Raw genomic sequence first — 23,684 nt, forward strand, 5'->3', positions numbered from 1 at the left:
GGGGACATCATGACCGTTTCTGACGCTGACATCGCGATCATCTCGATGGCCTGCCGTTTTCCGGGGGCCGATTCGGTGGACCGGTTCTGGGACCTCCTGCGCGAGGGCGGGGAGACGCTGACGCGGTACACCGACGAGGAACTGCTCGCCGCCGGAGTCCCGGCCGCGCGCCTCGCCGACCCGAACTTCGTGAAGGCGGGCCAGGACCTCACCGGAATCGAGCTCTTCGACGCCGACCACTTCCAGATCACCCACGACGAGGCCGAGATCCTCGACCCGCAGCAGCGGATCTTCCTGGAATGCGCCCTGGAGGCCCTGGAGCGGGCGGGCTATGACCCCGACCGCGCCGAAGGCCACATCGGCGTCTACGCGGGCGCCGGAATGAACACCTACCTGCTGGAGAACCTGGGCGACCGCTACCGGACCGGCACGTCGGTGGACCGCTACCGGCTCATGCTGGCCAACGACAAGGACTTCCTGGCGACCCGGGTCGCCTACAAGCTCAACCTGCGCGGCCCCGGCATCAACATCAACACGGCCTGCTCCACGTCGCTGGTCGCCGTCCACACGGCGTGCCTCGGCCTGCTCGGCGGCGAGTGCGACCTGGCCCTCGCCGGGGCGGTGCACGTCGGCGAGCCCGGCCGGGGCCACCAGTACCAGGAAGGCATGATCTTCTCGCCGGACGGGCACTGCCGCGCCTTCGACGCCGCCGCGCGGGGGACCGTCATCGGCAGCGGCGCCGGGGTCGTCGTCCTGAAGCGCCTCAAGGACGCCCTCGCCGACGGCGACTGGATCCACGCGGTGATCAAGGGTTCGGCGGTCAACAACGACGGCTCCAACAAGACCGGCTACACCGCGCCGAGCATCGCCGGGCAGGCCGAGGTCATCGCCGACGCCCAGGAGGTCGCCGACGTCGAGCCGCTGAGCATCGGCTACGTCGAGGCGCACGGGACGGGGACCCCGCTCGGCGACCCGATCGAGGTGGCGGCGCTCACCCGCGCGTTCCGGCAGGGCGACGGCGACGCGACGGGCTACTGCGCGCTCGGCTCGGTCAAGACGAACATCGGCCATCTCGACACCGCCGCCGGGATCGCCGGCCTGATCAAGACCGCGCTGATGCTGGAGCACCGGACCCTGGTGCCGAGCCTGCACTTCACCACCCCGAACCCGGAGATCGACTTCGCGTCGTCGCCGTTCTACGTCGGCACCGAGACCGCGGACTGGCCCCTCCCCGACGCGTCCGGGGTGCGCCGCGCCGGGGTCAGCTCGTTCGGCATCGGCGGCACCAACGCCCACGTGATCCTCCAGGAGCCGCCCGAACGCGTCCCCGCCCCCGCCGGGGACGCGGCCGACGGACGGCTGCTCGTGCTCTCGGCGCGGTCGGAGGCGGCGCTGAAGCAGCTCGCCGGCGCGCTGGCCCGCCACCTGCGCAAGAACCCGGGGCTGGACCTCGCGGCGGTCGCGCGGACCCTCGGCCTCGGCCGCCGCGCCCACGCGCACCGGCTGGCCCTGGTCGCCCGCGACGTCCGGGACGCGGCCATGGTCCTCGCGCTCGGCGACGGCGAGCGCCAGCGCCGGGGCGTCGCCGCCGACCAGCCCGACGGACCCGTGCTCGTCCTCACCGGGGCGCGGCTCAGCGACGAGGACGACGCCGAGCTGTACCGGTCCGTCCCCGCCTACCGGGCCGCGATCGACGCGTGCGCGGCGCACTCCGCCGAGCGGGGCGCGTTCGCGCACGAGTACGCGCTGGCGTCCGCGCTCATCGCCTGGGGCGTCGCCCCCGCGGCGCTCGCGGCCACCGGGACCGGCGCCGCGGTCGCCGCGGTGCTCGCCGGGTCGCGTTCCCTCGCCGAAGCGCTGACGCAGGCCGCCGGGCCGCCGAGCGAGCCGCGCCTGCCGGTCTACTCACCGCGCACCGGCCGGTGGATGACGGCGGCGGAGGCCGGTTCGCCCGCCGCCTGGACCGGCGACGGCGACCTGTCCGGGCTGGACGCGCTCCTGGACGGCAGCGGGCTGCGTCCGGTGCGGGTCGCGCCGGACGGCCCGTCCGGGCTCGCCCACCTGCTCCTGCTCTGCGGCGAGCAGTGGGTGCACGGCGCCCGCGTCGACTTCGCGGCCGTCCTCGAAGGGGCCCCGGCCGGACGGGTTCCGCTGCCCACCTACCCGTTCGAGCGGCGCCGGTACTGGATCGACCCGGGCGACCCGCGTCCGGCCGGGCCCGTGGCCGGGGACCGTCTCGTCGACCGGTTCGTCCCGGACGACCCGGAGCGGAACCGGCAGCTCATCACCGACTACGTGGTCGACCAGATCGGCCAGGTCCTCGGCGGACGCGAGCACGCGGCGCTCGACACCAACCTCTTCGAACTCGGGCTCGAATCGCTCGTGCTGATCGAGGTCGCGGCCAAGCTCAGCGAGCAACTGGACGAACCGGTGCCGGCCACCGCGTTCGTCGAGTTCCCGACCATCCGCTCCTTCACCGGCAACCTCGCCGAGCTGCTGGGCATCGCCGCGTCCGGTCCCCCGGCCGCGGGCGCGGTGCGGACGTCCCGGCGGGCGATGCGCGCCGCGACCCGACACGACGGCGGGCACTGACCCGCGCCCCGAGCCCGACCCCCCGCGGACGCCCGACCCTGAGAGAGAGTAGTTGTGGACGACAAGAGGAAGCTGCTGCTGAGCCTGCTGGGCCGGGCGTCCGCCCCCGCTTCGTCGCGCGAGGGCGTGGCGGTCGTCGGTGTCGCCGGCCGCTATCCGCTGGCCGGTTCGGTGGACGAGCTGTGGGACAACCTGGCGGCGGGACGCCACTGCGTCCGGGAGGTCCCCCGCGACCGCTGGGACGCGGACGCGCACTACGACCCGTCCGGCGCGGACGCCTCCTACAGCAAGTGGGCGGGCTTCGTCGACGACGTCGATAAGTTCGACCCCCTGTTCTTCCAGATCTCGCCCGCCGACGCCGAGGGGATGGACCCGCAGGAACGCCTGTTCCTGGAGACCGCCGCCGCCGTCCTGGACGACGCCGGGTACCCGGCGGCGCGGCTCGCCGCCCGGGGCCCGGTCGGCGTGTTCGCCGGGGTGATGAACAACGACTACGAGTGGATGGGCGGCGAGGCGAGCGCACGCGGCGTCTGGACCGAGGCGCACTCCGGGCACTGGTCGATCGCCAACCGGGTGTCCTACCTCTTCGACTTCACCGGCCCCAGCCTCGCGATCGACACCGCCTGCTCCGCCTCGCTCACGGCCGTCCACCTGGCCTGCGAGAGCATCCGGTCGGGCGAGTGCGTCGCGGCCATCGCGGGCGGCGTCAACCTCATCCTCCACCCGATGCACCTGCGCACCCTGGCGCAGCGCGGGATGATCTCCCGGGGCGACCGGCTGCGGAGCTTCGGGGCCGGGGCCGACGGCTTCGTGGACGGCGAGGGCGTCGGCGCGGTGCTGCTCAAGCCGCTGTCGGCGGCCGTCGCCGACAACGACCGCATCCTCGGCGTCATCCGCGGCTCGGCCGTCAACGCGGGCGGCAAGACCGGCGGGTACACCGTGCCGAGCGCGGAGGCCCAGACCACGGTCATCAGCGCCGCCCTGAGCCGTGCGGACGTGCCCGCGGACACGATCGGCTACGTCGAGGCGCACGGGACCGGCACGCCCCTCGGCGACCCGATCGAGATCGCCGGCCTGGCCGGGGCGTTCGGCGGCGCCCGTCCGGAGGGGACGCCGCCCGTCGCGATCGGCTCGGTGAAGTCCAACATCGGGCACCTGGAGTCGGCCGCCGGGATCGCGGGCCTGACCAAGGTCCTGCTCCAGATGCGGCACCGGATGCTCGCGCCGTCGCTCGGCTCCGAGCGCCGCAACCCCGACATCGACTTCAAGGCCGTCCCCTTCGCGGTGCAGCAGACGCTCGCGCCCTGGGAGCGGCGCGGCGACGGGGACGCCCCGCCGCTGCGGGCGCTCGTCAGCTCGTTCGGCGGCGGCGGGGCCAACGCCTGCGTGCTCGTGGAGGAACACCGCGCCGAGGCGCGCGAGGCCGCCGCCACCGGGCAGCCCCAGCTTCTCGTGCTGTCGGCCAAGAGCCAAGAACGCCTGCGGGTGTCGGCGGCCCGGCTGGCGGCCCGCCTCCGCGCGACCGACGCACCGGCGGCCTCCCCGGCGGCGGACGACCTGTGCCTGCGGCTCGCGGCGGAGACGGCGGGCGTGCCCGCCGCCGACCTCGACCCGGCCGCCGACCTGGCGGACTACGGCTTCGGCGTCGCCGAACGCGCCCGCTACCACGACCGCCTGGCGGCCGAACTCGGCACCGAGCTGCCGGCCACGGTAGCCGTCGCCCGCACGATCGCCGAGATCGCCCGCGCCGTCGCCGTCCCGGCCCCACGGGAGCCCGACCACCTGCTCGCGGACGCCGCGCTCACCCTCCAGACCGGCCGGACCGCCCACGAACACCGCATGGCGTTCCCCGCCGCGTCCGTGGCCGAGGCCGTCCGGACCCTGGACGCCTACGCCGCCGGCGAGAGCCGCCCCGAGATCAGAACGGGCACGGCGGCCCGCGCCGAAGTACCGCTCGCCCCCGCCGAAGCGGCCGAACTGGACCGCGCCCTCGCCCGGCGCGACCTGAACGCGGTCGCCGAACGCTGGACGGCCGGGGCACGGATCGACTGGGAGCGCATCACCCCGCCCTCGGCACGCCGGATCGACCTGCCCGCCTACCCGTTCGAGCGCAAGCGCTACTGGATCCCCGACCTCCCCCCGACCCCCGCACAGCCCACCCCCGCGCACGCCACCTCCGCGCAGCCCGCGCCCGCGCAGCCCGCGCCTGCGCAGGCGGTCTCCGCGCCGGCTGTGCCCGCGTCGGCCGTGTCCGCGCAGGCTGTGCCCGCGCACGCCGTATCCACGTCGGCTGTGCCCGCGTCGGCTGTGTCCGCGCAGGCCATGCCCGCGCAGGCCATGCCCGCGCAGGCCATGCCCGCGCAGGCCATGCCCGCGCAGGCCATGCCCGCGCAGGCCATGCCCGCGCAGGCCATGCCCGCGCAGGCCATGCCCGCGCAGGCCGTGCCCGCGTCGGGCGTGCCCGCGTCGGGCGTGCCCGCGTTGGGCGTGTCCGCGTCGGACGGGGACGGGGTGCCGCCGTTCTATCGGCCGGTCTGGGTGCGGGCCGGGAGCGTGGAGCGGCGGGACGGGGCGTTTTCGGCCGGGCGAGTGGTCGTCCTGGTGACGGCTGCGTCGGCCGGGCTCGGCGCGGCCATCGCCGACCGGTTCCCCGCCGGGCGGGTCGACCTGGTCCGGCTCGACGGGGCGGTCGCGCCGGATCTGACGGACGCGGTGCGCGGCGCCGAGCTGGTGTTCCACCTCGGCGGGGTCGGCGCCCGCGCGTCCGTCCGGGGCGGCGCGGACGAGGCGCGGGAGCAGATGCGCCACGCGTCGCTGTCCCTGTTCGAGCTGCTGCGGTCGGGTGCGGCCGACCGGATCGTCGCGGTCACCAGCGACGTGTACGCGGTGGCGGGCAGCCCCGTGGCGAACCCGTTCGCGGCGGGCGTGCACGGGCTGCTCCAGGTCGCGCCGAAGGAGCGCGCCGCGCTCCGGGTGACGGGGGTGGACTTCGCCGCCGCCGACGTCACCGACGACGCGTCGCGCGCGGCACTGGCCGAAGCCCTGCTGGCCGAGGCCGCCGACGGCGCGGGACGGACGGTCGCGCTGCGCGGCGGCGTCCGCTACCACCGGCGGCTCGGCCGGATCGAGCTGCCCGCGGGCGCTCCGGTGTTCCGGGACGGCGGCGTCTACCTGCTGGTCGGCGGCACCGGCGGCATCGCCGCCGAACTCAGCGTCCACCTGGCCCGAAAGCACCGCGCGCGGCTGGTGTGGCTGAGCCGCAGCCCGCTCGGCAAGGAGCAGCAGGAGACCGCCGAGCGGATCAGAGAGCTGGGCGGGGACGTCGCCCACGTGCGCGGCGACGTCTGCTCGGCAAGGGACGCGGCAGCCGCCGTCGCCGAGGCGCACGACCGCTTCGGCGCGCTCCACGGCGTCGTCCACGCGGCGATGGCGTTCGACGACCACCGGATCGACGAACTCGACACGGCCGCCTTCACGGCCGCCACGCGGGTGAAGACCGAGGGGGCGGCGGCGCTGGCGGCGGCGGTCGCCGGGGAGCCGCTGGACTTCCTCGTCTTCTTCTCCTCGGCCGGGTCCTTCGGCAGCTTCGCCGGGAACTCCGCCTACATCTGCGCGTCGTCCACCGAGGACGCCTACGCGCTGTTCCTGCGGGAGCGGCTGGATGTCCCCGTCACCGTCATCAACCAGGGCTACTGGGGCCTGGTCGGCTCCGGGTCCCGCCCCGGCCTCGCCGAGATCTTCGACGGCCTCGGCATCGAGGGCTTCAGCGCCGACGCGGGGATCGCGGCGATGGCGCGCGTCCTCGGCAGCGGCGTGGCGCAGGCGATGCCGATCCGGGCCGGACGGCACGCCCTGGAGGCGATGGGCCACGATCCCGCGCTCGACGCCGAACTGGTCGCGCCCCTCGCGAAAGAACCGGCGACCGTCCGCCCGGACGCGGCCGGGGACGTGGACGCCGGGGCCGCCGCCGTCCTCGCCGGGTACGCCGAACTGGAGGCGGCGGCGCTCCCCGTCCTGCTGGACGCGTACCGGCGCATGGGCGTCTTCCGCCGACGGGGCGAGACGCACGGCGCCGCAGCCCTGCGCGAAAGCCTCGGCATCGCCGAAAGGTTCGCGCGCCTGCACGAGGCGCTGCTGAACATCCTCGCCGCGGCGGGTTACCTCACCCGGGACGGCGACCGGGTCACCACGACCGCCGCCGTCGAGGGCGCCGCGCCCCGGGACGGCGAGTTCGACCGGATCGCGGCCGACTACCCCGACATCGAACCGACCGTCACGCTGAACCGGCTGTTCCTGGCGGCGTATCCGGAGATCCTGCGCGGCGAGGTCGGCGCCACCGAGATCATGTTCCCCGGCACGTCGATGAAGCTGGTGCAGAACTTCTACAAGGGGAACCCGCTCACCGACTCCTTCAACCGGTTCGTGCGGGACGAGGTGCGCCGCCACCTGGACGCGCGGCGCCCGTCGAGGGCCGAGCCGTTCCACGTGGTCGAACTCGGCGCGGGAACCGGAGCGACCACCGAGGCGGTCCTGCCGGTGCTCGCGGGGGACCCGTCCGCCGTCCGCTACACCTTCACCGACATCTCGCCGCGTTTCCTCGACCACGGCCGGGAGCGGTTCGCCGACCGCTTCCCGTTCGTCGGCTTCCAGGTCTTGAACGCGGAGAAGGACCTCGGGGCGCAGGGGTTCGCGACGGGCGCGGCCGACATGGTCCTCGCGACCAACGTCGTCCACGCCACCCGGAACCTGCGGGCCACGCTGCGCCGGGCCAAGGCGCTGCTGCGGCCCGGCGGGCGGCTCGTCCTGAACGAGCTGACCGAGGTCCGGCCGCTGCTCACCCTCGGCGGCGGCGTCCTGGACGGCTGGTGGGCGTTCGACGACGCCGAGCTGCGCCTCCCCGACTCCCCGCTGGCCTCGCCCCGCGAGTGGACGCGGCTCCTGCACGAAGAGGGATTCACCGGCGTCACGACGCTGGACGGCGGACGGGCCGAGACCGGCCAGACGGTCATCGTCGCGGTGAGCGACGGCGTCGTCGGGACGGCCCCGGCGCCCGCCCCCGCAGCGTCCGCGGCCCCGGCGTCCGGCGCGGCCGACGCGGTGGACGCCCTCACCGGCCGCCTCGGCGAGCTGGTCGAACGGGTCCTCAAGCTGGACGGCCGGATCGACCCGGACCGTCCGCTGGCCGACTACGGCTTCGACTCGCTCAGCGGAATGAAGATCGTCAAGGCGGTGGACGACGCGTTCGGCGTCCCGGTGGCCCTCGGCGAGTTCTTCGAGTTCCCGACCCTGCGCCAGGTGGCGCGCCACCTGGCGGGGGACCTGCTCGCGGACGCCCCCGCGGCCCCCGCCCCGGTCCCGGCGCCCGCCGCCCCGGGCGGCCAGGCGGCGGCCCGGCAGGTCCTGCGCCCCCGCGCGGACGCCGAGGCCGGACGGCACCCGCTGTCGGCGGGGCAGCGCGCCCTGTGGGTCCTGGACCGGATCGCCCCCGGCGGCTACGCCTACAACCTGCCGCTGGCCCTGTGGCTCGGCCCCGACCTCGACGTGCTCGCGCTGCGGGTCGTCCTCCAGAACCTGGTCGACCGGCACGAGGAACTGCGGGCGACCGTGCGGACCGGCGAGGACGGCCCGTTCGTCCGGATCGCGGCCGAGCCGGAGCTGCCGTTCCAGCACGTGTTCCTGACCAGCGTGGACGACGCGGACCTCCGCGCCCGGATGCGCGCCGACCTGCGCCGCCCGTTCGACCTGGCGGAAGGCCCGCTGGTCCGCGCCACGCTCTACACGCTCGGCGACGGCCGGCACGCCCTGCTCCTGACGTTCCACCACCTGGTCTTCGACGGCCTGTCGATCGCCCTGCTGCTGGACGAGCTGCGGCGCGGCCACGCCGCCGTGGCGGCCGGCGGGGCGCCGCCGGCCGTCCGGCCCGAGCGCACCTACGGCGACTTCGTCCGCCTTCAGGACGACCTGCTCGCCGGGGCGGAGGGCCGCCGCCTGCGGGACTACTGGGTCGGACGCCTGCGGGACCGGACGACGACGGTCGAGCTGCCGCTGGACCGTCCCCGGCCGGCCGTGCCCGGGTTCCGGGGCGACGTCCTGGAGGGACGCATCCCGGCGGACGTCACCCGGAACGCCCGCGCGCTCGCCGCCGAGGAGCGGACGTCCCTGTTCGGCGTCCTGCTCGCCGGCTGGTTCGCGGTGCTGCACCGCTACAGCGGCCAGGACGACGTGGCGGTCGGCACCCCGGCGGCCGGACGCCCGGCCGAGGGGTTCGACGACGTGCTCGGCTACTTCATGAACATGGTCGTGCTGGCCGAGCGGATCGACGGCCGGGCGCCGTTCCGCGCGCTCGTCGGCCGGGTGCGCGGCACGGTCCTTGCGGCGCTGGAGCACAGCGCCTACCCGCTGCTCGCGCTCGCCGAGGAACTGAAGCAGTCGCCGCCGTTCAACGTGGCGTTCTACTTCCAGAACTGGACGCGCGGCGCGGGCGGCGACGGCGTCGTGCTCGGCCCGGTGGACGGCGTCCACCAGGAGGGCGAGTTCGACCTCACCCTGGAGGTGATCGAGGACGCCGACGCGTGCCGCTTCTCGCTCAAGTACGACCCCGACCTGTTCGACGCCGCGACCGTGCGGCGGCTCGGCGAGCACCTGACGACGCTGCTGTCCCACGCGGTCGCGGCGCCGGACGCGCCGGTCGGCGAACTGGACCTGCTCACCGAGGCGGAACAGGCCGCCGTGGAGCCGGTCGCGTACCCGTCCGAGACGCTGGTGTGGGAGCTGGTCCGGCGGCAGGCCGGGGAGCGCCCCGACGACGTCGCCGTGCGGTTCCGCGACGGTGAACTCACCTACCGGCTGCTCGTGGAACGGGTCGAGGCGCTCGCCGCCCGGCTGCGCGCGTGCGGGGCGGGGCGCGGCCGGACGGTCGGGATCCTGATGCCCCGCAGTCTCGACCTGCCGGTCGCGCTGCTCGCCGTCCACGCCGCCGGGGCCGCCTACGTGCCGCTCGACCCGTCCTACCCCGAGGACCGGCTCGCCTACATGGCCGAGGACGCGGGCCTGCACCTCATGCTCACCCACTCGTCCGTGCGGGCGCGGTTCGGGGACGTGCCCCGGCTCGTCGCCGACACCGCCGAGCAGCCCGCCGAGGCGACGTGGCCCGGCCCGGCGGGACCCGCCGACCCCGCGTACGTGATCTACACCTCGGGCTCGACCGGCCGTCCCAAGGGCGTCCAGGTCCCGCACCGCGCCCTGACGAACTTCCTGTGGTCGATGGCGCGGGAACCCGGCTGCGGACCGGGCGACACGCTGCTCGCGCTGACGACCGTGTGCTTCGACATCTCCGCGCTGGAACTCCTCCTGCCGCTCGTCACCGGGGCCACGGTGGACGTGCTCCCGGCGGAGACCGCCCGCGACGGCGTCCTGCTGCGCAAGGCCGTCGAGAGCAGCGGGGCGACGATCATCCAGGCCACCCCGGCGACGTGGACCATGCTGCTCGCCGCGGGCTGGCGCGGCAGCCCGGACCTGACCGTCCTGTGCGGCGGGGAGGCGCTGTCGGCCGCCACCGCCGACGCGCTGGTCGCGGCCAACCGCGCGGTGTGGAACCTGTACGGGCCGACCGAGACGACCATCTGGTCGGCGGCGAGCCGGCTCGAGCCCGGCGACCGGGTGACGATCGGCGGCCCCATCGCCAACACCCGGCTGTACGTGCTGGACGGCGAGCGGCGGCCCGTCCCGTCCGGGGTCGCGGCGGAGCTTTACATCGGCGGGGACGGCGTCGCCGACGGCTACCTGGGCCGTCCCGAGCTGACGGCCGAGCGCTTCCCGCCCGACCCGTTCGACGGCCGTCCGGACGCCCGCATGTACCGGACCGGCGACCTGGTCCGGCGGCTGCCCGACGGGCGGATCGAGTACGTGGGGCGGATGGACTCCCAGGTCAAGATCCGCGGCTTCCGCGTCGAACTCGGCGAGATCGAGGCGACGCTGCGGCGGATGGACGGGGTCCGCGAGGCCGTGGTGGTCGTCCGGGAGCGGCGGGACGTCCGGTCGCTGGTCGGGTGCTACGTCCTCGCGGACGGCGCGCCCGAACCGGCGCGCGAGCAGCTCGCCGCGTGGCTCCCGCCCCACATGATCCCCGACGTGCTGGTCCGGGTGACGGGGCTGCCGCGCACGCTCAACGGGAAGGCCGACCGGACGGCGCTGGCGGCGCTGCCCGACGCCGAGCTGCGGGCCCGGTACGGCGCGGCGGAGCCCGGACGTCCGGTGCCGTCCGGCGGGCCGCGCCACCCCGAGCTGGTCGCCGAACTGGCCGCGATGGTCGAGCGGCTGGCCGGGCTGGAGCCCGGCGAGGCCGACCCGCGCACGCCGCTCGGCGAACTCGGCATGAACTCGGTGACGTTCACGGCGTTCAGCGCCGACCTGGGCCGCGCGTTCGGCATCGAGGTGGAGCCGACGCTGTTCTACAGCCGGGGCACGCTGACCGCGCTCGCCGCCCACCTCGCCGAACACCACCCGGCCGAGCTGGCGGCACGGTTCGGGGCCGCCGAGGAACCCGTGCCCGCGTCCCCCGCCGAGGAGCGGCGCGAGCCCGCGAGCCGGGACGTGGCGATCATCGGCATGGCGGGACGGCTTCCCGGCTCGTCCGACCTGGCCGAGTTCTGGCGCCATCTGGCCGCCGGGGACGACCTGGTCGGCGAGGTCCCCGCCGACCGCTGGGACTGGCGCGACCATCCGCGCTCCCGCTCCCGGTGGGGCGGCTTCCTGTCCGGCGTCGACCGGTTCGACGCCGCGTTCTTCGGGATCTCCCCGCGTGAAGCGGAGCTGATGGACCCGCAGCAGCGGCTGGTGCTCGAAGTGGTCTGGGCGGCGATCGAGGACGCCGGCTACCGGCCGTCGGACCTGGCCGGCCGCCGGGTCGGCGTGTTCCTCGCCGCCACCAACTCCGACTACCTGGACGTGCAGCGCGCCGCAGGCCGCCCCAGCGCGGGCCACACCCTCACCGGCGCCGCCCTGTCGATCATCCCGAACCGGGTGTCGTACCTGCTGGACCTGCGCGGCCCGAGCATGGCGATCGACTCCGCCTGCTCCGGGTCGCTGACCGCCGTCCACCAGGCGGGCGCCGCCCTCCGCGCGGGCGTCTGCGATCTGGCGATCGCGGGCGGCGTCAGCCTGATCCTCACCCCGGCCGTCTATGAGGCGCTGAGCGAGGGGGAGATGCTGAGCCCGGACGGGCGCTGCAAGGCGTTCGACAGCGGCGCGAACGGCTATGTCCGGGGCGAGGGCGTCGGCGTGGTGCTGCTGAAGGCCGCCGACCGGGCCGAGGCCGACGGCGACGCCGTCCACGCGGTGATCAAGGCCGCCGCGATCAACCACGGGGGCCGCGCCACGTCCCTGACCGCGCCGAACCCCGACGCGCAGGCCGAACTGCTGGTCGACGCCTACCGGTCCGCCGGCGTGCCGGTGGAGACGGTCGGGTACATCGAGGCCCACGGCACCGGCACCGCGCTCGGCGACCCGATCGAGACCCTCGGCCTCAGCGCGGCGTTCCGCCGCCTGCGCGCCGACGGGGAGGAGTCCGCGGGCTGCGTCCTCGGCTCGGTCAAGACGAACATCGGCCACCTGGAGGCCGCCGCCGGGGTCGCCGGGCTGCTCAAGGTCGTCCTCGCCCTGCGCCACGCGACGATCCCCGCGAGCCTGCACCTCCGCGAGCACAACCCGCGCCTCGACCTCGGCGGCGGGCCCTTCGAGATCGCCGCCGCGACGCGGCCCTGGCCGAGTCCCCGCGACGCGGCCGGGAACCCCGCGCCCCGCCGGGGCGGCGTCAGCTCCTTCGGGTTCGGCGGCGCCAACGCCCATGTCGTCCTGGAGGAGGCAAGGATGCCGGAAGCCGACGCGGAGCACCCGGGCGAGCAGGTGTACGTGCTGTCCGCACGGGATCCCGAGGCGCTGCGCGGGACGGCCCGGCGGCTCGCCGACCATCTCGGTGAGCAGGACGTCCCGGCCGGGGACCTCGCCTACACCCTCCAGGTCGGCCGCGAGCCGATGAGGGAGCGGCTCGCCGTCGTCGCCGACAGCGTCGCGGCCCTGCGCGCCGAACTGCTCGACCACCTGGCCGGACGCCCGTCGTCGGTGCGGACCGGCACGGCCGAGCGGACGCTGACGCCCCGGAAGGTCACCGACCACACCGACCCGGCCGCCGTCCTGGACGAGTGGCTGGCGGGAGCCGAGGTGGACTGGGCGCAGCTCCACCGGAGCAGGCCGCGCCGCCGCGTCCACCTGCCGACCTACCCGTTCGCCGGGCCACGGCACTGGGTGGAGCCCGCGTCGTCCCCCCGGCTGCACGGCACCCTGCTGGACGCCGCCGACGCCGGCGGAACCGCGTTCACCAAGACGCTCACGGGCCGGGAGTTCTTCCTCCGCGACCACGTGGTGGGCGGGGAACTCGTCCTGCCCGGCGTCGCGTACCTGGAGATGGCCCGGCTGGCGGGCGAACTCGCCTCCGGCGGCGTCCCGGTCCGGGGCGTCGACGACCTCGTGTGGGCCGCGCCGGTCCGGTTCGCCGACGGGACGGGGCTGCGGCTGGCCGTCGAGACCGGGCCGGACCGGGCCGCGTTCGAGGTCACGGGCGCGGCGGGTTCCCCCGTGCACGCCCGGGGGGTGCTCGTCCTCGGCGATCCGGGCGCGCGCCCCGTCCCGGTCGATCTCGCGGCCGTGCGCGCCCGCTGCGGACGCGTCCACAGCGGCTCCGACTGCTACGCGGAGTTCGCCCGGCTCGGCTTCGACTACGGCGACGGGTTCCGGGTGATCGAACACCTGGTGACGGGGGAGAACGAAGCGCTCGCCCGGTTGCGTCTCCCCGAGGCTCTGCGGGCGGACTTCGGCGACTACGTCTTCCACCCGTCGCTCCTGGACGCCGCGCTCCAGACGGCGGGCAGGCTCGCTCCCGCCTCGGGCGGTCCCGCCGGGCCCGTGCCCTACCTCCCGTTCTCGCTCGGCTCGGTCCGGCTGTACGCCGACCTGCCCGAGGAGGTCCACGCGCACGCCCGCGCGGCGGCGCGTCCCGTCCCGGCGGGGATGCTCGCCTTCGACGTCGCGCTGCTCGACGGCACCGGCGCGGTCGTGGCGGCCATCGAGGGGTTCACGCTCCGGGCGGTGACGTCCGCCGACACGGTCGCGGCCTTCGAGGCCCGGTGGGAACCCGCCGCCCCGGCCGTCCGCGAGGCCGCCGGGACCGTCCTGCTGCTCGGCCCCGAGGACGCCTCACTGCGTCCGGCGCTCGAAGCGGCGGGACTGACCGTCCGGCGGTCCGGGCCGCGCGACGCCGAGGCCGCCGGGCCGGTCCAGGTGGTCCACGTCGCCGACGAGTACGCGGCCCCGGAGTCCGACTTCCACCAGGCTTTGGCCTTCCTCCAGGAGTGGCAGCGGCTCCGGCGCGGCCCGCTGCGGTACCTGTACGTCCACCGCGACCCGGCGGCGTCCCCGGCGCACCCGGCGATGGCGGCGTTCGGGCGCTGCGTCGTCCAGGAGCACCCGGCGATCGACTTCCGGGCCGTCGCGGTCGCGTCCGGCTCGCTCGCGGACGCGGTGCTCGGCGAACTCCGCTCCGACGCCGACCCGGAGGTCCGGTACGGCGCGGACGGCCGGACCCGCCGGACGTGGCGCCGGACGGACCTGCCCGCCGCCGCGGGATCGTCCTTCACAGGCGACGGCGCGCACGTGATCACGGGCGGCACCGGGGCGCTCGGGCTGCTGCTCGCCGAGCACGTCGCGGCGGCGCGGCGGGCGGCGGGGGCGCCGCGCACCGGAATCGTGCTCGTCGGCCGCTCCGACCCCGGTCCCGAGACGCGCGCCCGCGCCGAGGCGGCGGGCGCGGTCCTGGTCCGGGCCGACGTCACCGACGCGGCCGACGTCGCCGCGCTGGTCGCCGAGGCGCGCCGGACGCACGGCGCGGTGCGCGGCGTGCTCCACCTCGCCGGACAGCTCAGGGACGGCCTCCTCGCGCGCAAGAGCCGCCCGGACGCCGACGCGGTCCTCGGGCCGAAGCTGCGCGGCGCCGTCCTCCTCGACGAGGTGACCCGGGACGAGCCGCTGGACTACTTCGTGGCGTTCTCGTCGGCCGCCGCCGCGTTCGGCAACGCGGGCCAGTCCGACTACGCGTTCGCGAACGCGTTCCTCGACCACTTCGCCGCGTGGCGCGAACGGGAGGTCCGCGCCGGACGGCGCCGGGGCCGCACGCTCGCGGCCGCCTGGCCGGTCTGGTCCGAGGGCGCGATGAGCGTGGACGCCGACGCGGCCCGCTACATGGAGCGGGTGCTCGGCATCCGCCCGCTGCGCACGGCGCCCGCACTGGACGCCCTGGAGCGGGCGATGCGCGGCACCGCGACGCGGCTCCTGCTCGCCCCGGGCGACCCCGCCCGCATCGAGCGCGCCCTCGACGGCTCCCGGACGTCCCCGCCCGTCCCGGCGGAACCCGCCGGGCAGCCGGGCGACGCCCGCACCCGCGCCGAGGAACTGGTCCTCCGCGTCCTCGCGGAGGAGGCGAAGATCCCGGCGGACGAGATCGACGTGACCGAGCCGTTCGACGTCTACGGCGTCGACTCGCTGATCACGATGAGCATGGTCCGGCGGCTCGAAGAGCGGTTCGGGCCGCTGTCCAAGACGCTCCTGTTCGAGTACGTGACCGTCCGCGAACTGGCCGAGCACCTGGCCGCCGAGCACGCCGGAGCGCTGACCGTCCCCGCCGACACGCCCGCGCCCGCCACCTCGCCCGCCGCCGCGCACGCCAGCGAGAACGCTGCCGGGAACGCCGCCGAGCACGCCGTCGAGAACGCCGCCGAGGACGGCGCCGTGCGCACCGCCGTGCCCGTGCAGGTCGGGACACCGGCGTCCCGGCCGGGACGGGACGACATCGCGATCATCGGGGTGGCGGGCCGTTACCCGCAGGCCGACGACGTGACGGAGTTCTGGCGCAACCTGCGGGAGGGCCGCGACTGCGTGGAGGAGATCCCCGCCGACCGGTGGGACCACGGCCGGTTCTACGACCCCGACAAGTCCGTCCCCGGCAAGACCTACGGCAAATGGGGCGGTTTCGTCCGGGGGGCGGACCGCTTCGACCCGATGTTCTTCCGGATGTCGCAGATCGAGGCCGAGCACGTCGATCCCCAGGAGCGGGTCTTCCTGGAGACCGTCTGGCACCTCCTGGAGGACGCCGGCCACACCCGCGCGAGCCTCCGGGGCGCCCGCACGGGCGTGTTCGTCGGCCTGATGTACGGCCACTACCAGTTGTACGGCGCGCGGGACGCCCTGCACGGCGGCGGGATCGCCGCGTCGTCGTCGTACGCGTCGGTGGCCAACCGGGTGTCGTACTTCTACGACTTCACCGGCCCGAGCGTGGCCCTGGACACGATGTGCTCGTCGTCCCTGGTCACCATCCACCAGGCCTGCCTCGCCATCCGCAACGGGGACTGCGACGTCGCCGTCGCGGGCGGCGTGAACATTTCGAGCCACCCGGTGAAGTACCTGCAACTGGCGCAGCGCGGGTTCCTCGCCGAGGACGGCCGCTGCCGCAGCTTCGGCGCGGGCGGGACCGGATACGTCCCGGCGGAGGGATCCGGCGCGGTCCTGCTGAAGCGCCTGGACGCGGCGCTGGCCGACGGCGACCGGGTCCTCGCCGTCGTCCGGGCCTCGGCCGTCAACCACGGCGGGACGGGCAAGGGCTACAGCGTCCCGAACCCGAAGGCGCAGGGCGACCTGCTCCGCTCCGTGCTGGACCGGGCCGGGCTGCGTCCCGGCGACCTCGACTACGTGGAGGCGCACGGCACGGGAACCGTCCTCGGCGACCCGATCGAGGTCACGGGTATGCTCCGCGCGTTCAAGGACGACATGCCCGCGCATCTGCCGATCGGTTCGGTCAAGTCCAACATCGGGCACGCCGAGTCGGCCGCCGGGATCGCCGCCGTGACGAAGGTCCTGATGCAGTTGCGCCACGGCGAACTCGCGGCGTCGCTGCACTCCGACGAGCTGAACCCGAACATCGACTTCGACGCCACGCCGTTCTCGGTGCAGCGCGAGCCGGCCCCGTGGCCCCGCCGGACCGGCGCCGACGGCGCGCTGCGGCCGAGGACCGCCGTGGTGAGTTCGTTCGGGGCGGGTGGGACGAACGCCCACCTCGTCCTCCAGGAGCACACCGGCGCCGCACCGTCGCGGCCGTCGGCGGGCGGCCCGCAGGTGGCGGTCCTGTCCGCCCGCGAGGACGGCCCGCTCCGCGCGCAGGCGCGCCGCCTCGCGGAGTTCCTGCGCGGCGACGGCGCCGCGTCCGCGCCCGAGGAGATTGCCTGGACGCTCCAGACGGGACGCGAGGCCATGGCGCACCGGCTCGCGGTCGTCTTCCACGACGTCCCCGAACTGGCCGCCCGGCTCGACGCGTTCGCCGGCGGGGAACCGGCCGGGGTCGCGACGGGCGTCGTGGACGTGCGCCGTCCGGCCGCCACCGGCACGGCGCCCGCCGACCCCGCGTCCTGCGCGGCGGCCTTCGTCGCGGGCGGACGCGTGGACTGGTCCGTCCTGCACCCGGCGGGAGCCCCCGCCAAGACCGCGCTGCCCGGCTACCCGTTCGACGGGGGCCGCGTCTGGCTGGCGGCGGCCGAAGCCGACCTCGCGGGCCCGGCGGCCCTCGAAGGGACGCTGCTCGGCCGGCACTGGGAGCCCGCCGCGCCCGAGGCCCGCACCGGGCCGCCGGCGCGCACGGCCGTGCTGGTCGCGCCGGGAACCGAGGCGCTGGCGGCACGGCTGGCCGCCGCGCTGCCGGCGGCCGAGACGATCACCCCCGACCGTCTCGCGGCCGAGGCGGACGACCCGCGCACCGACTGGGAGCGTTTCGACGCGGTGGTGGACCTCGCCGGGTGCGCCGAACCCGCCGCGCCCGGCCACGCGGACCTCGCGCCCTGGCTGGCCTGGCTCCAGCGGCTCGTCCGGCTGGGGAGCCGGGACCAGCGCCTTCTCCTGGTCTCCCGGACGGCGCTCGGCGGCGCCGCGCGGGCGGGCCTCTACCGGATGCTCCAGAGCGAGTACGGCCACGTCCGCTCCCGCCAGGTGCGGCTGGCCCACGACCTGCCCGACGACGTGTGCTGCCGCGTGATCGCCGACGAGCTGGCCCTCGACTCCGAACTCGCCGAGGTCGCCTACCGCGACGGCGTCCGGCTCCGCTCCGAACTCCGCGCGCTGCCGGACGGTGCGGGCCGCGCCCCGGTCTTCCCGTCCGGCCACGTGCTGTGGGTGACCGGCGGCACGCGGGGCATCGGCCTGCTGACCGCCCGGCACTTCGTCGCCCGGTACGGCGTGCGCAAGCTCGTCCTCACCGGCCGCGAGGAACTGCCGCCGCGCCACGAGTGGGCCGCGCACATCGCCGCAGGCGGCGCGCTGGGCCGCAAACTGCGCGACCTGGCGGACCTCGCCGGGCAGGGCGTCGAACTGGAGTGCCTCGCCGTCCCGCTGGACGACCGGCGCGCGACCGCCGAGGCGCTGGCCGGGGTGCGGAGCAGGCTCGGGCCGGTGGGCGGAGTCGTCCACAGCGCCGGGCTGACCGACTTCGAGAACCCGGCGTTCGTGCGGAAGACACCGGCGGGGATGGCCGACATCATCGCCCCGAAGGTGCAGGGCGTCGACACGCTCGTGGAGTGCTTCCGCGACGAGCCGCTGAGCGTGTTCGTGCTGTTCTCCTCGGTCGTGGCGGCGGTTCCGGCGCTCGCGGTCGGCCAGGCCGACTACGCGCTGGCCAACGCCTACCTGGACGCCGTGGCCGAGGCGCGCCCGCACGGGCTGCCGCTGGTGAGCGTCCAGTGGCCGAGCTGGCGCGACACCGGCATGGGCAAGGCGCGCGGCACCGCCTACCGCGCCTCGGGGCTGGACTCGCTCACCGACGCGCAAGGACTGGCGCTGCTCGACCGCGCGCTCGCCGCCGACACCCGCGTGGTCATGCCGGCAGTGCCGCGCCCGGACGCCGACTGGCGGCCCGAGCGCCTGACGGCCCGCCGCCTCACCCCGGCGCCCACCGCGTCCCCGACTCCGGTCGCGGTCCCGGCTCCGGTCGCGGTCCCGGCCGGACCGGCGGCCTCGCCGGACTTGTCGGCTCAGGTAGGCGCGGCTGCCTCGGCCAGCTCGGCCCTTGCGGCCCCGGCCGGACCGGCTGTCCCGGCGGGCTCGGCGGCTCAGGTCGGCGCTGTCGGCTCGGCGGACTCGGTCGGGGCGGTGGGTGCGTGGCTGCTCGACCAGCTCGCCGCCGAACTCCGGTTCGACCGGTCGAAGCTGGCGGGCGACGTGCCGCTGCCCGACTACGGGGTGGACTCGATCCTGGTGTCGCAGCTCGTGCAGACCCTGGCGAAGCGGCTCGGGGTGTCCCTCGACCCGTCCTCGCTGCTGGAGTACCCGACGGTCGACGGGTTCGCGGCGTACCTGGCCGAGGAGCATCCCGCCGAACTGGCCGCCGCGTTCGGCACGTCCGGCACGTCCGGCACGGGGGAGGCGGTGCCGGTGGCGGCCGTCCGGACGGCCGAACCCCCGGACCGGGGCCCCGTGGGGGACTCCGGCGACATCGCCGTGATCGGCATGGCGTGCAGGTTCCCGGACGCGCCGTCCCTGGCGGAGTACTGGGAGCTGCTGCGCGAAGGACGTTCGGCGCTGCGCCGGATCACGGCCGCCGACCGGCGTCTCGGGGGCCCCAACGGGTTCCACGCGGGCCTGCTGGACGACCTGCTCCGCTTCGACCCGGGCGCCTTCCTGCTCGCCGACGCCGACGCCCTGGCGATGGACCCGCAGGCGCTGCTGCTGCTGGAGGAGGTCGCCAACGCCGTCCGCCACGCCGGGTACCGCCCGGACGAGCTGCGAGGCGGCCGGGTCGGCGTCTACGTCGGCGGACGCGGCACCCACGCGTTCGACCCGGAACGGCTGGAGCAGGCGAAGAACCCGGTGGTGGCCACGGGCCAGAACTATCTGGCCGCGAACATCTCGCACTTCTTCGACTTCCGGGGCCCGAGCCTGGTGGTCGACACCGCCTGCTCCTCGGCGCTCGTCGCGATGGACCTGGCGATCCAGGCGTTGCGTTCGGGCGCGCTCGACTCGGCGGTCGTCGCGGGCGTCAGCCTGCTCGCCGACGACCGGGCGCTCCAGATCTTCGGGAACCGGGGGCTGCTCAACCCGGGCGCGGAGTTCCACGTCTTCGACCGCAGGGCGGCGGGCATCGTGCTCAGCGAGGGCGTCGGCGTCACCGTCCTGAAGCCGCTGGCCAGGGCCATGGCCGACGGTGACCGCGTCCTGGCGGTGGTCAAGGGCGCGGCGATCAACAACGACGGCCGGACCGCCGGCCCGTCGGCCCCGAACCCGCGGGCGCTGCGGGCGGTGATGACCGACGCGCTGGCGAGCGGCGGCGTCCGGGCGGGGGACGTCGGCTGGGTGGAGGCGAGCGGGTCCGGCTCGACCGTCACCGACCTGCTCGAACTGCGGGCGGTCGAGGCCGTCTACGGGACGGAGCCGGACCGGCCGGTGGCCCTCGGGTCGATCAAGCCGAACATCGGGCACCCCCTCGCCGCCGAGGGGATCGCGGCCTTCATCAAGGTCGTGCTGATGCTGCACCACGGGCGGCAGGTCCCGTTCCGGTCCGGCCAGCGGCCGCTGGAGCACTTCGACCTGGACGCGTCCCCGCTCCACCTGCCCCGCGACGGCCGTCCCTGGCCGGACGCCGCGAACGTCGCCGCGATCAACTGCTTCGCCGACGGCGGGACGAACGCGCATCTGCTGGTCGCCCCGGCTCCCGTCGGCGAGAGTTCCCGGGTCCCGCTGGACGCGCCTCCGCTCGACCGCAGGCTCGTGATCCGGGGCGTCGAGGAGACCGGCCCCGGCCTGTTCTGGGACGCCTACCCGGCGCCGTCGAACGGAATGTTCTGGGACGAATACCAGGAAGCGGGGGAACCGGCGTGACCGATCTGCCGATCGTCTTCATGTTCTCCGGCCAGGGCTCGCAGTACTACCAGATGGGCCGGGAACTCTACGGGGAGAACGCGGTGTTCCGGGCGGCGCTGCGCCGCTTCGACGCCGTGGCCGCCGACGAACTCGGCGCGTCCGTCCTCGACCGCGTCTACGAGGCGGGACGGCGCAAGGACGAGCCCTTCACCGACACCCGCTTCACCCATCCGGCGATCGTGATGGTCGAACTCGCCCTGGCCGAGACGCTGCGGTCCGCGGGCGTCGAACCCGACTACGTCCTCGGGTACAGCCTCGGCGAGTACGCCGCCGCGGTCGTGTCGGGGGCTCTGGACGGCGCGGACTGCCTGCGCCTGCTCGTCCGGCAGGCCGACGCGCTGCGGGCGAGCCCGCCCGGCGGCATGCTCGCCGTCCTCGCCGCGCCCGAGGTGTTCGACCGGGTGCCGGCGCTGCGCGAGTGCGAGGTGGCCGCCCGGAACGCGCCGGGCCACTTCGTCGTCGCCGGCCCGCTGCGGGTCGTCGACCGCGTGCAGGCGGCGCTGCGCGACGCCGAGGTCCTGCACCAGCGGATCCCGGTGGAGTACGGCTACCACTCCCACCTCATGGACCACGCGGTCGGCGCGGGCGAGGCCGCGTTCGCGGACGTCGCGTTCGCGGCGCCGCGCGTCCCGTGGATCTCCTCGGTGGACGGCCTGCCGGTCGGCCGGCCGTCCGCCGAGCACTTCCGGCGGGTGGCCCGGCTGCCCGTCGAGTTCGAGCTGACGATGGCGGCCATGCGCGACCGCGGCGACTTCCACTACTTCGACCTCGGTCCGGCGGGCACGCTGCACAACTTCGTCCGCGGCAACCTCCCCCCGGAGACCCGGTCGCGGTCCCTGCCGTTTCTCAACCCGTTCGGCCACGACCCGGGCCCGCTGGCCCGGGCCCGGGCCGCCGCCGCCCGGCGGTCACGAAGGAAGGCGCACTCAGTGAAGGTCTACGGTTTCCCCGGTCAGGGATCGCAGCGGCGCGGGATGGGCGAAGGCCTCTTCGAGCGGTACCCGGAGGAGACCGCGATCGCCGACCGGGTGCTCGGCTACTCGATCGCGGAGCTGTGCCTGACCGACCCGCTGCGCAGGCTCGGCCGCACCGAGTTCACCCAGCCCGCCCTGTACGTGGTCGGCGCCCTGTCGTTCCTCGAACGGACGGCCCAGGACCCCGTCCCGGCCGACTACCTGATCGGCCACAGCCTGGGCGAGTACGTCGCGCTGTTCGCCGCCGGGGTCTTCGACTTCGAGACCGGGCTCCGCCTGGTGCAGCGGCGCGGCGCGCTGATGTCCGCCGTCGAGGGCGGCGGGATGGCGGCCGTCGTCGGAACCGACGAGGCGACGGTCGTCCGGGTCCTCGCCGAGTCGCGCATCGACGACGTGGACGTCGCCAACCACAACGCCCTCGACCAGTTCGTCCTGTCCGGGCCTGCGGACCGGATCGACGCCGTCCGCGCCGCCTTCGAGGCCGCGGGCGCGCGGGCCGTCCGCCTGAACGTGAGCGCGCCGTTCCACTCCCGGCACATGGCGGCCGTCGCCGGGGAGTTCGGCGGGTTCCTGGACGGCTTCACCTTCCGTCCGCCCGCCGTCCCGGTGCTGGCGAACACCGACGCGCAGCCCTACGGGCCCGGCGAGGTCAAGGACACGCTGACCCGCCAGATCACCGCACCCGTCCGCTGGACGGAGACCGTGCGACGCCTGATGGGCCACGGCGACTTCGAGTTCGTCGAACTAGGCCCCGGCACCGTCCTCACCAAGCTGGTGTCGCGCATCAAAGCCGCGGCCGAGCCGCTCCCCGCACCCACGACCCGTCCCACGTCCGCCCCCGCGTCGGCCCAGGCAGGAGACCTAGGCGCCGCCGACCTAGGCGCGCGAAGCTTCCGCGAACGGTACGGCCTCCGCCTCGCCTACCTGGCCGGTTCGCTGTACGGCGGCATCTCCGGCCCCGAGATGCTGCGTTCCCTCGCCAAAACAGGACTCCTCGGCTTCCTCGGAGCGGGCGGCCAGAGCCCCACCGAAGTGGACCGCCAGCTCCGCGACCTGGCCGGCGACCCCAAGACGTTCGGCGTCAACCTGCTGTACCGCCACACCGCTCCCGAGGAGGAGTCGGCGATGGTCGACCTGCTCCTGCGGCACGGCGTCGACCTGGTCGAGGCGTCCGGCTTCCCGCTGATGACCCCCGCCCTGGTCCGGTTCCGCCTCAAGGGCGGACGGATCATCGCGAAGGTCGCGCGCACCGACGTCGCCGCCGAATTCCTCGCCCCGCCGCCCGACCACCTGGTGGCGCGACTGCTCGCGTCCGGCGAGGTGACTGAGGACGAGGCGCGACGCGCAGCCGACCGACCCATGGCCGACGACCTGTGCGTCGAGGCGTCCGGCGGCTGGCTGACGGGCACGGGGGACATGCCGTCCCTGCTCCCGGCCGTCCTCCGGCTCCGCGACCGCCTGGCACGCCCCGGCCACCGCGTCCACGTCGGCTACTCCGGCGGCGTGGGCACCCCCGAAGCCGCCGCAGCGGCGTTCCTGCTCGGAGCCGACTTCGTGCTGGCAGGTTCGGTCAACCAGTGCTCGGTAGAGGCAGCCACCAGCCCCGAAGTAAAAGACCTGCTGCGAAAGGCCCGCGAGTTCGACGTCGCCCCCGCCCCCTTCGGCGAGATGCTGGAATTCGAAACACAGGCCAACTACCTCAAACACGGCCTGTTCTTCCCCGTCCGCGCGACGAAACTACGCGACCTCTGGCGCCGCCACTCCTCGATCGACGACCTAGACGAGGCGACCAGAACCCAGATCTTCGACCGCTTCCTAGCCGACGAACCCCGCCCCCTCACCAGCACCGACCCCAAAGCCGACCTGGCGAACCTGTTCCGCACCTACTTCGACCGAGCCTTCCGCCTAGCGATAACAGGCGACCAGCGATCCAAGGTCGACTACCTGATCCACTGCGGCCCCGCCATGGGCGCCTTCAACCAGGCCGTCGAAGGCACCGACCTGAGCCCCTGGCAATCCCGCACGGTAGAAGCGATCGCCGACTACCTCATGACAGAAGCCGCGACCTACCTGAACACCCGCCTGAAATCCTTCCCCAACCCGTCCTGACCGACC

3 protein-coding genes are annotated in these 23,684 nt (G+C 75.2%); all 3 read left to right on the forward strand.

Features of this window, described 5'->3' with window-relative positions; genetic code table 11:
* Nucleotides 1-9: 9 nt before the first annotated feature.
* The 3 genes from BTM25_RS03920 to fabD are packed head-to-tail and all read left to right on the forward strand — an operon-like array spanning nucleotide 10 to nucleotide 23,678.
* Complete coding sequence (locus BTM25_RS03920; protein WP_103561371.1) at nucleotides 10-2,592, forward strand: type I polyketide synthase; 2,583 nt, start codon at nucleotides 10-12, stop codon at nucleotides 2,590-2,592.
* Between the two features lie 54 nt (nucleotides 2,593-2,646).
* Entirely contained in the window at nucleotides 2,647-20,553 is a 17,907-nt protein-coding gene (locus tag BTM25_RS30630; protein WP_103561372.1) for a non-ribosomal peptide synthetase, read from the forward strand.
* On the forward strand, nucleotides 20,550-23,678 hold the full coding sequence (gene fabD, locus BTM25_RS03930) for an ACP S-malonyltransferase (protein ID WP_205647955.1): 3,129 nt from the start codon (nucleotides 20,550-20,552) through the stop codon (nucleotides 23,676-23,678). The genes BTM25_RS30630 and fabD overlap by 4 nt, the downstream gene beginning before the upstream one ends.
* Nucleotides 23,679-23,684 lie beyond the last annotated feature (6 nt).

Origin of the sequence: Actinomadura rubteroloni, assembly GCF_002911665.1 — a bacterium.
Lineage (GTDB): Bacteria > Actinomycetota > Actinomycetes > Streptosporangiales > Streptosporangiaceae > Spirillospora > Spirillospora rubteroloni.

Excerpts from the sequence above, each read along its gene's own strand:
- BTM25_RS03920 (WP_103561371.1), top strand. The coding sequence starts at position 10 with ATGACCGTTTCTGACGCTGACATCGCGATCATCTCGATGGCCTGCCGT.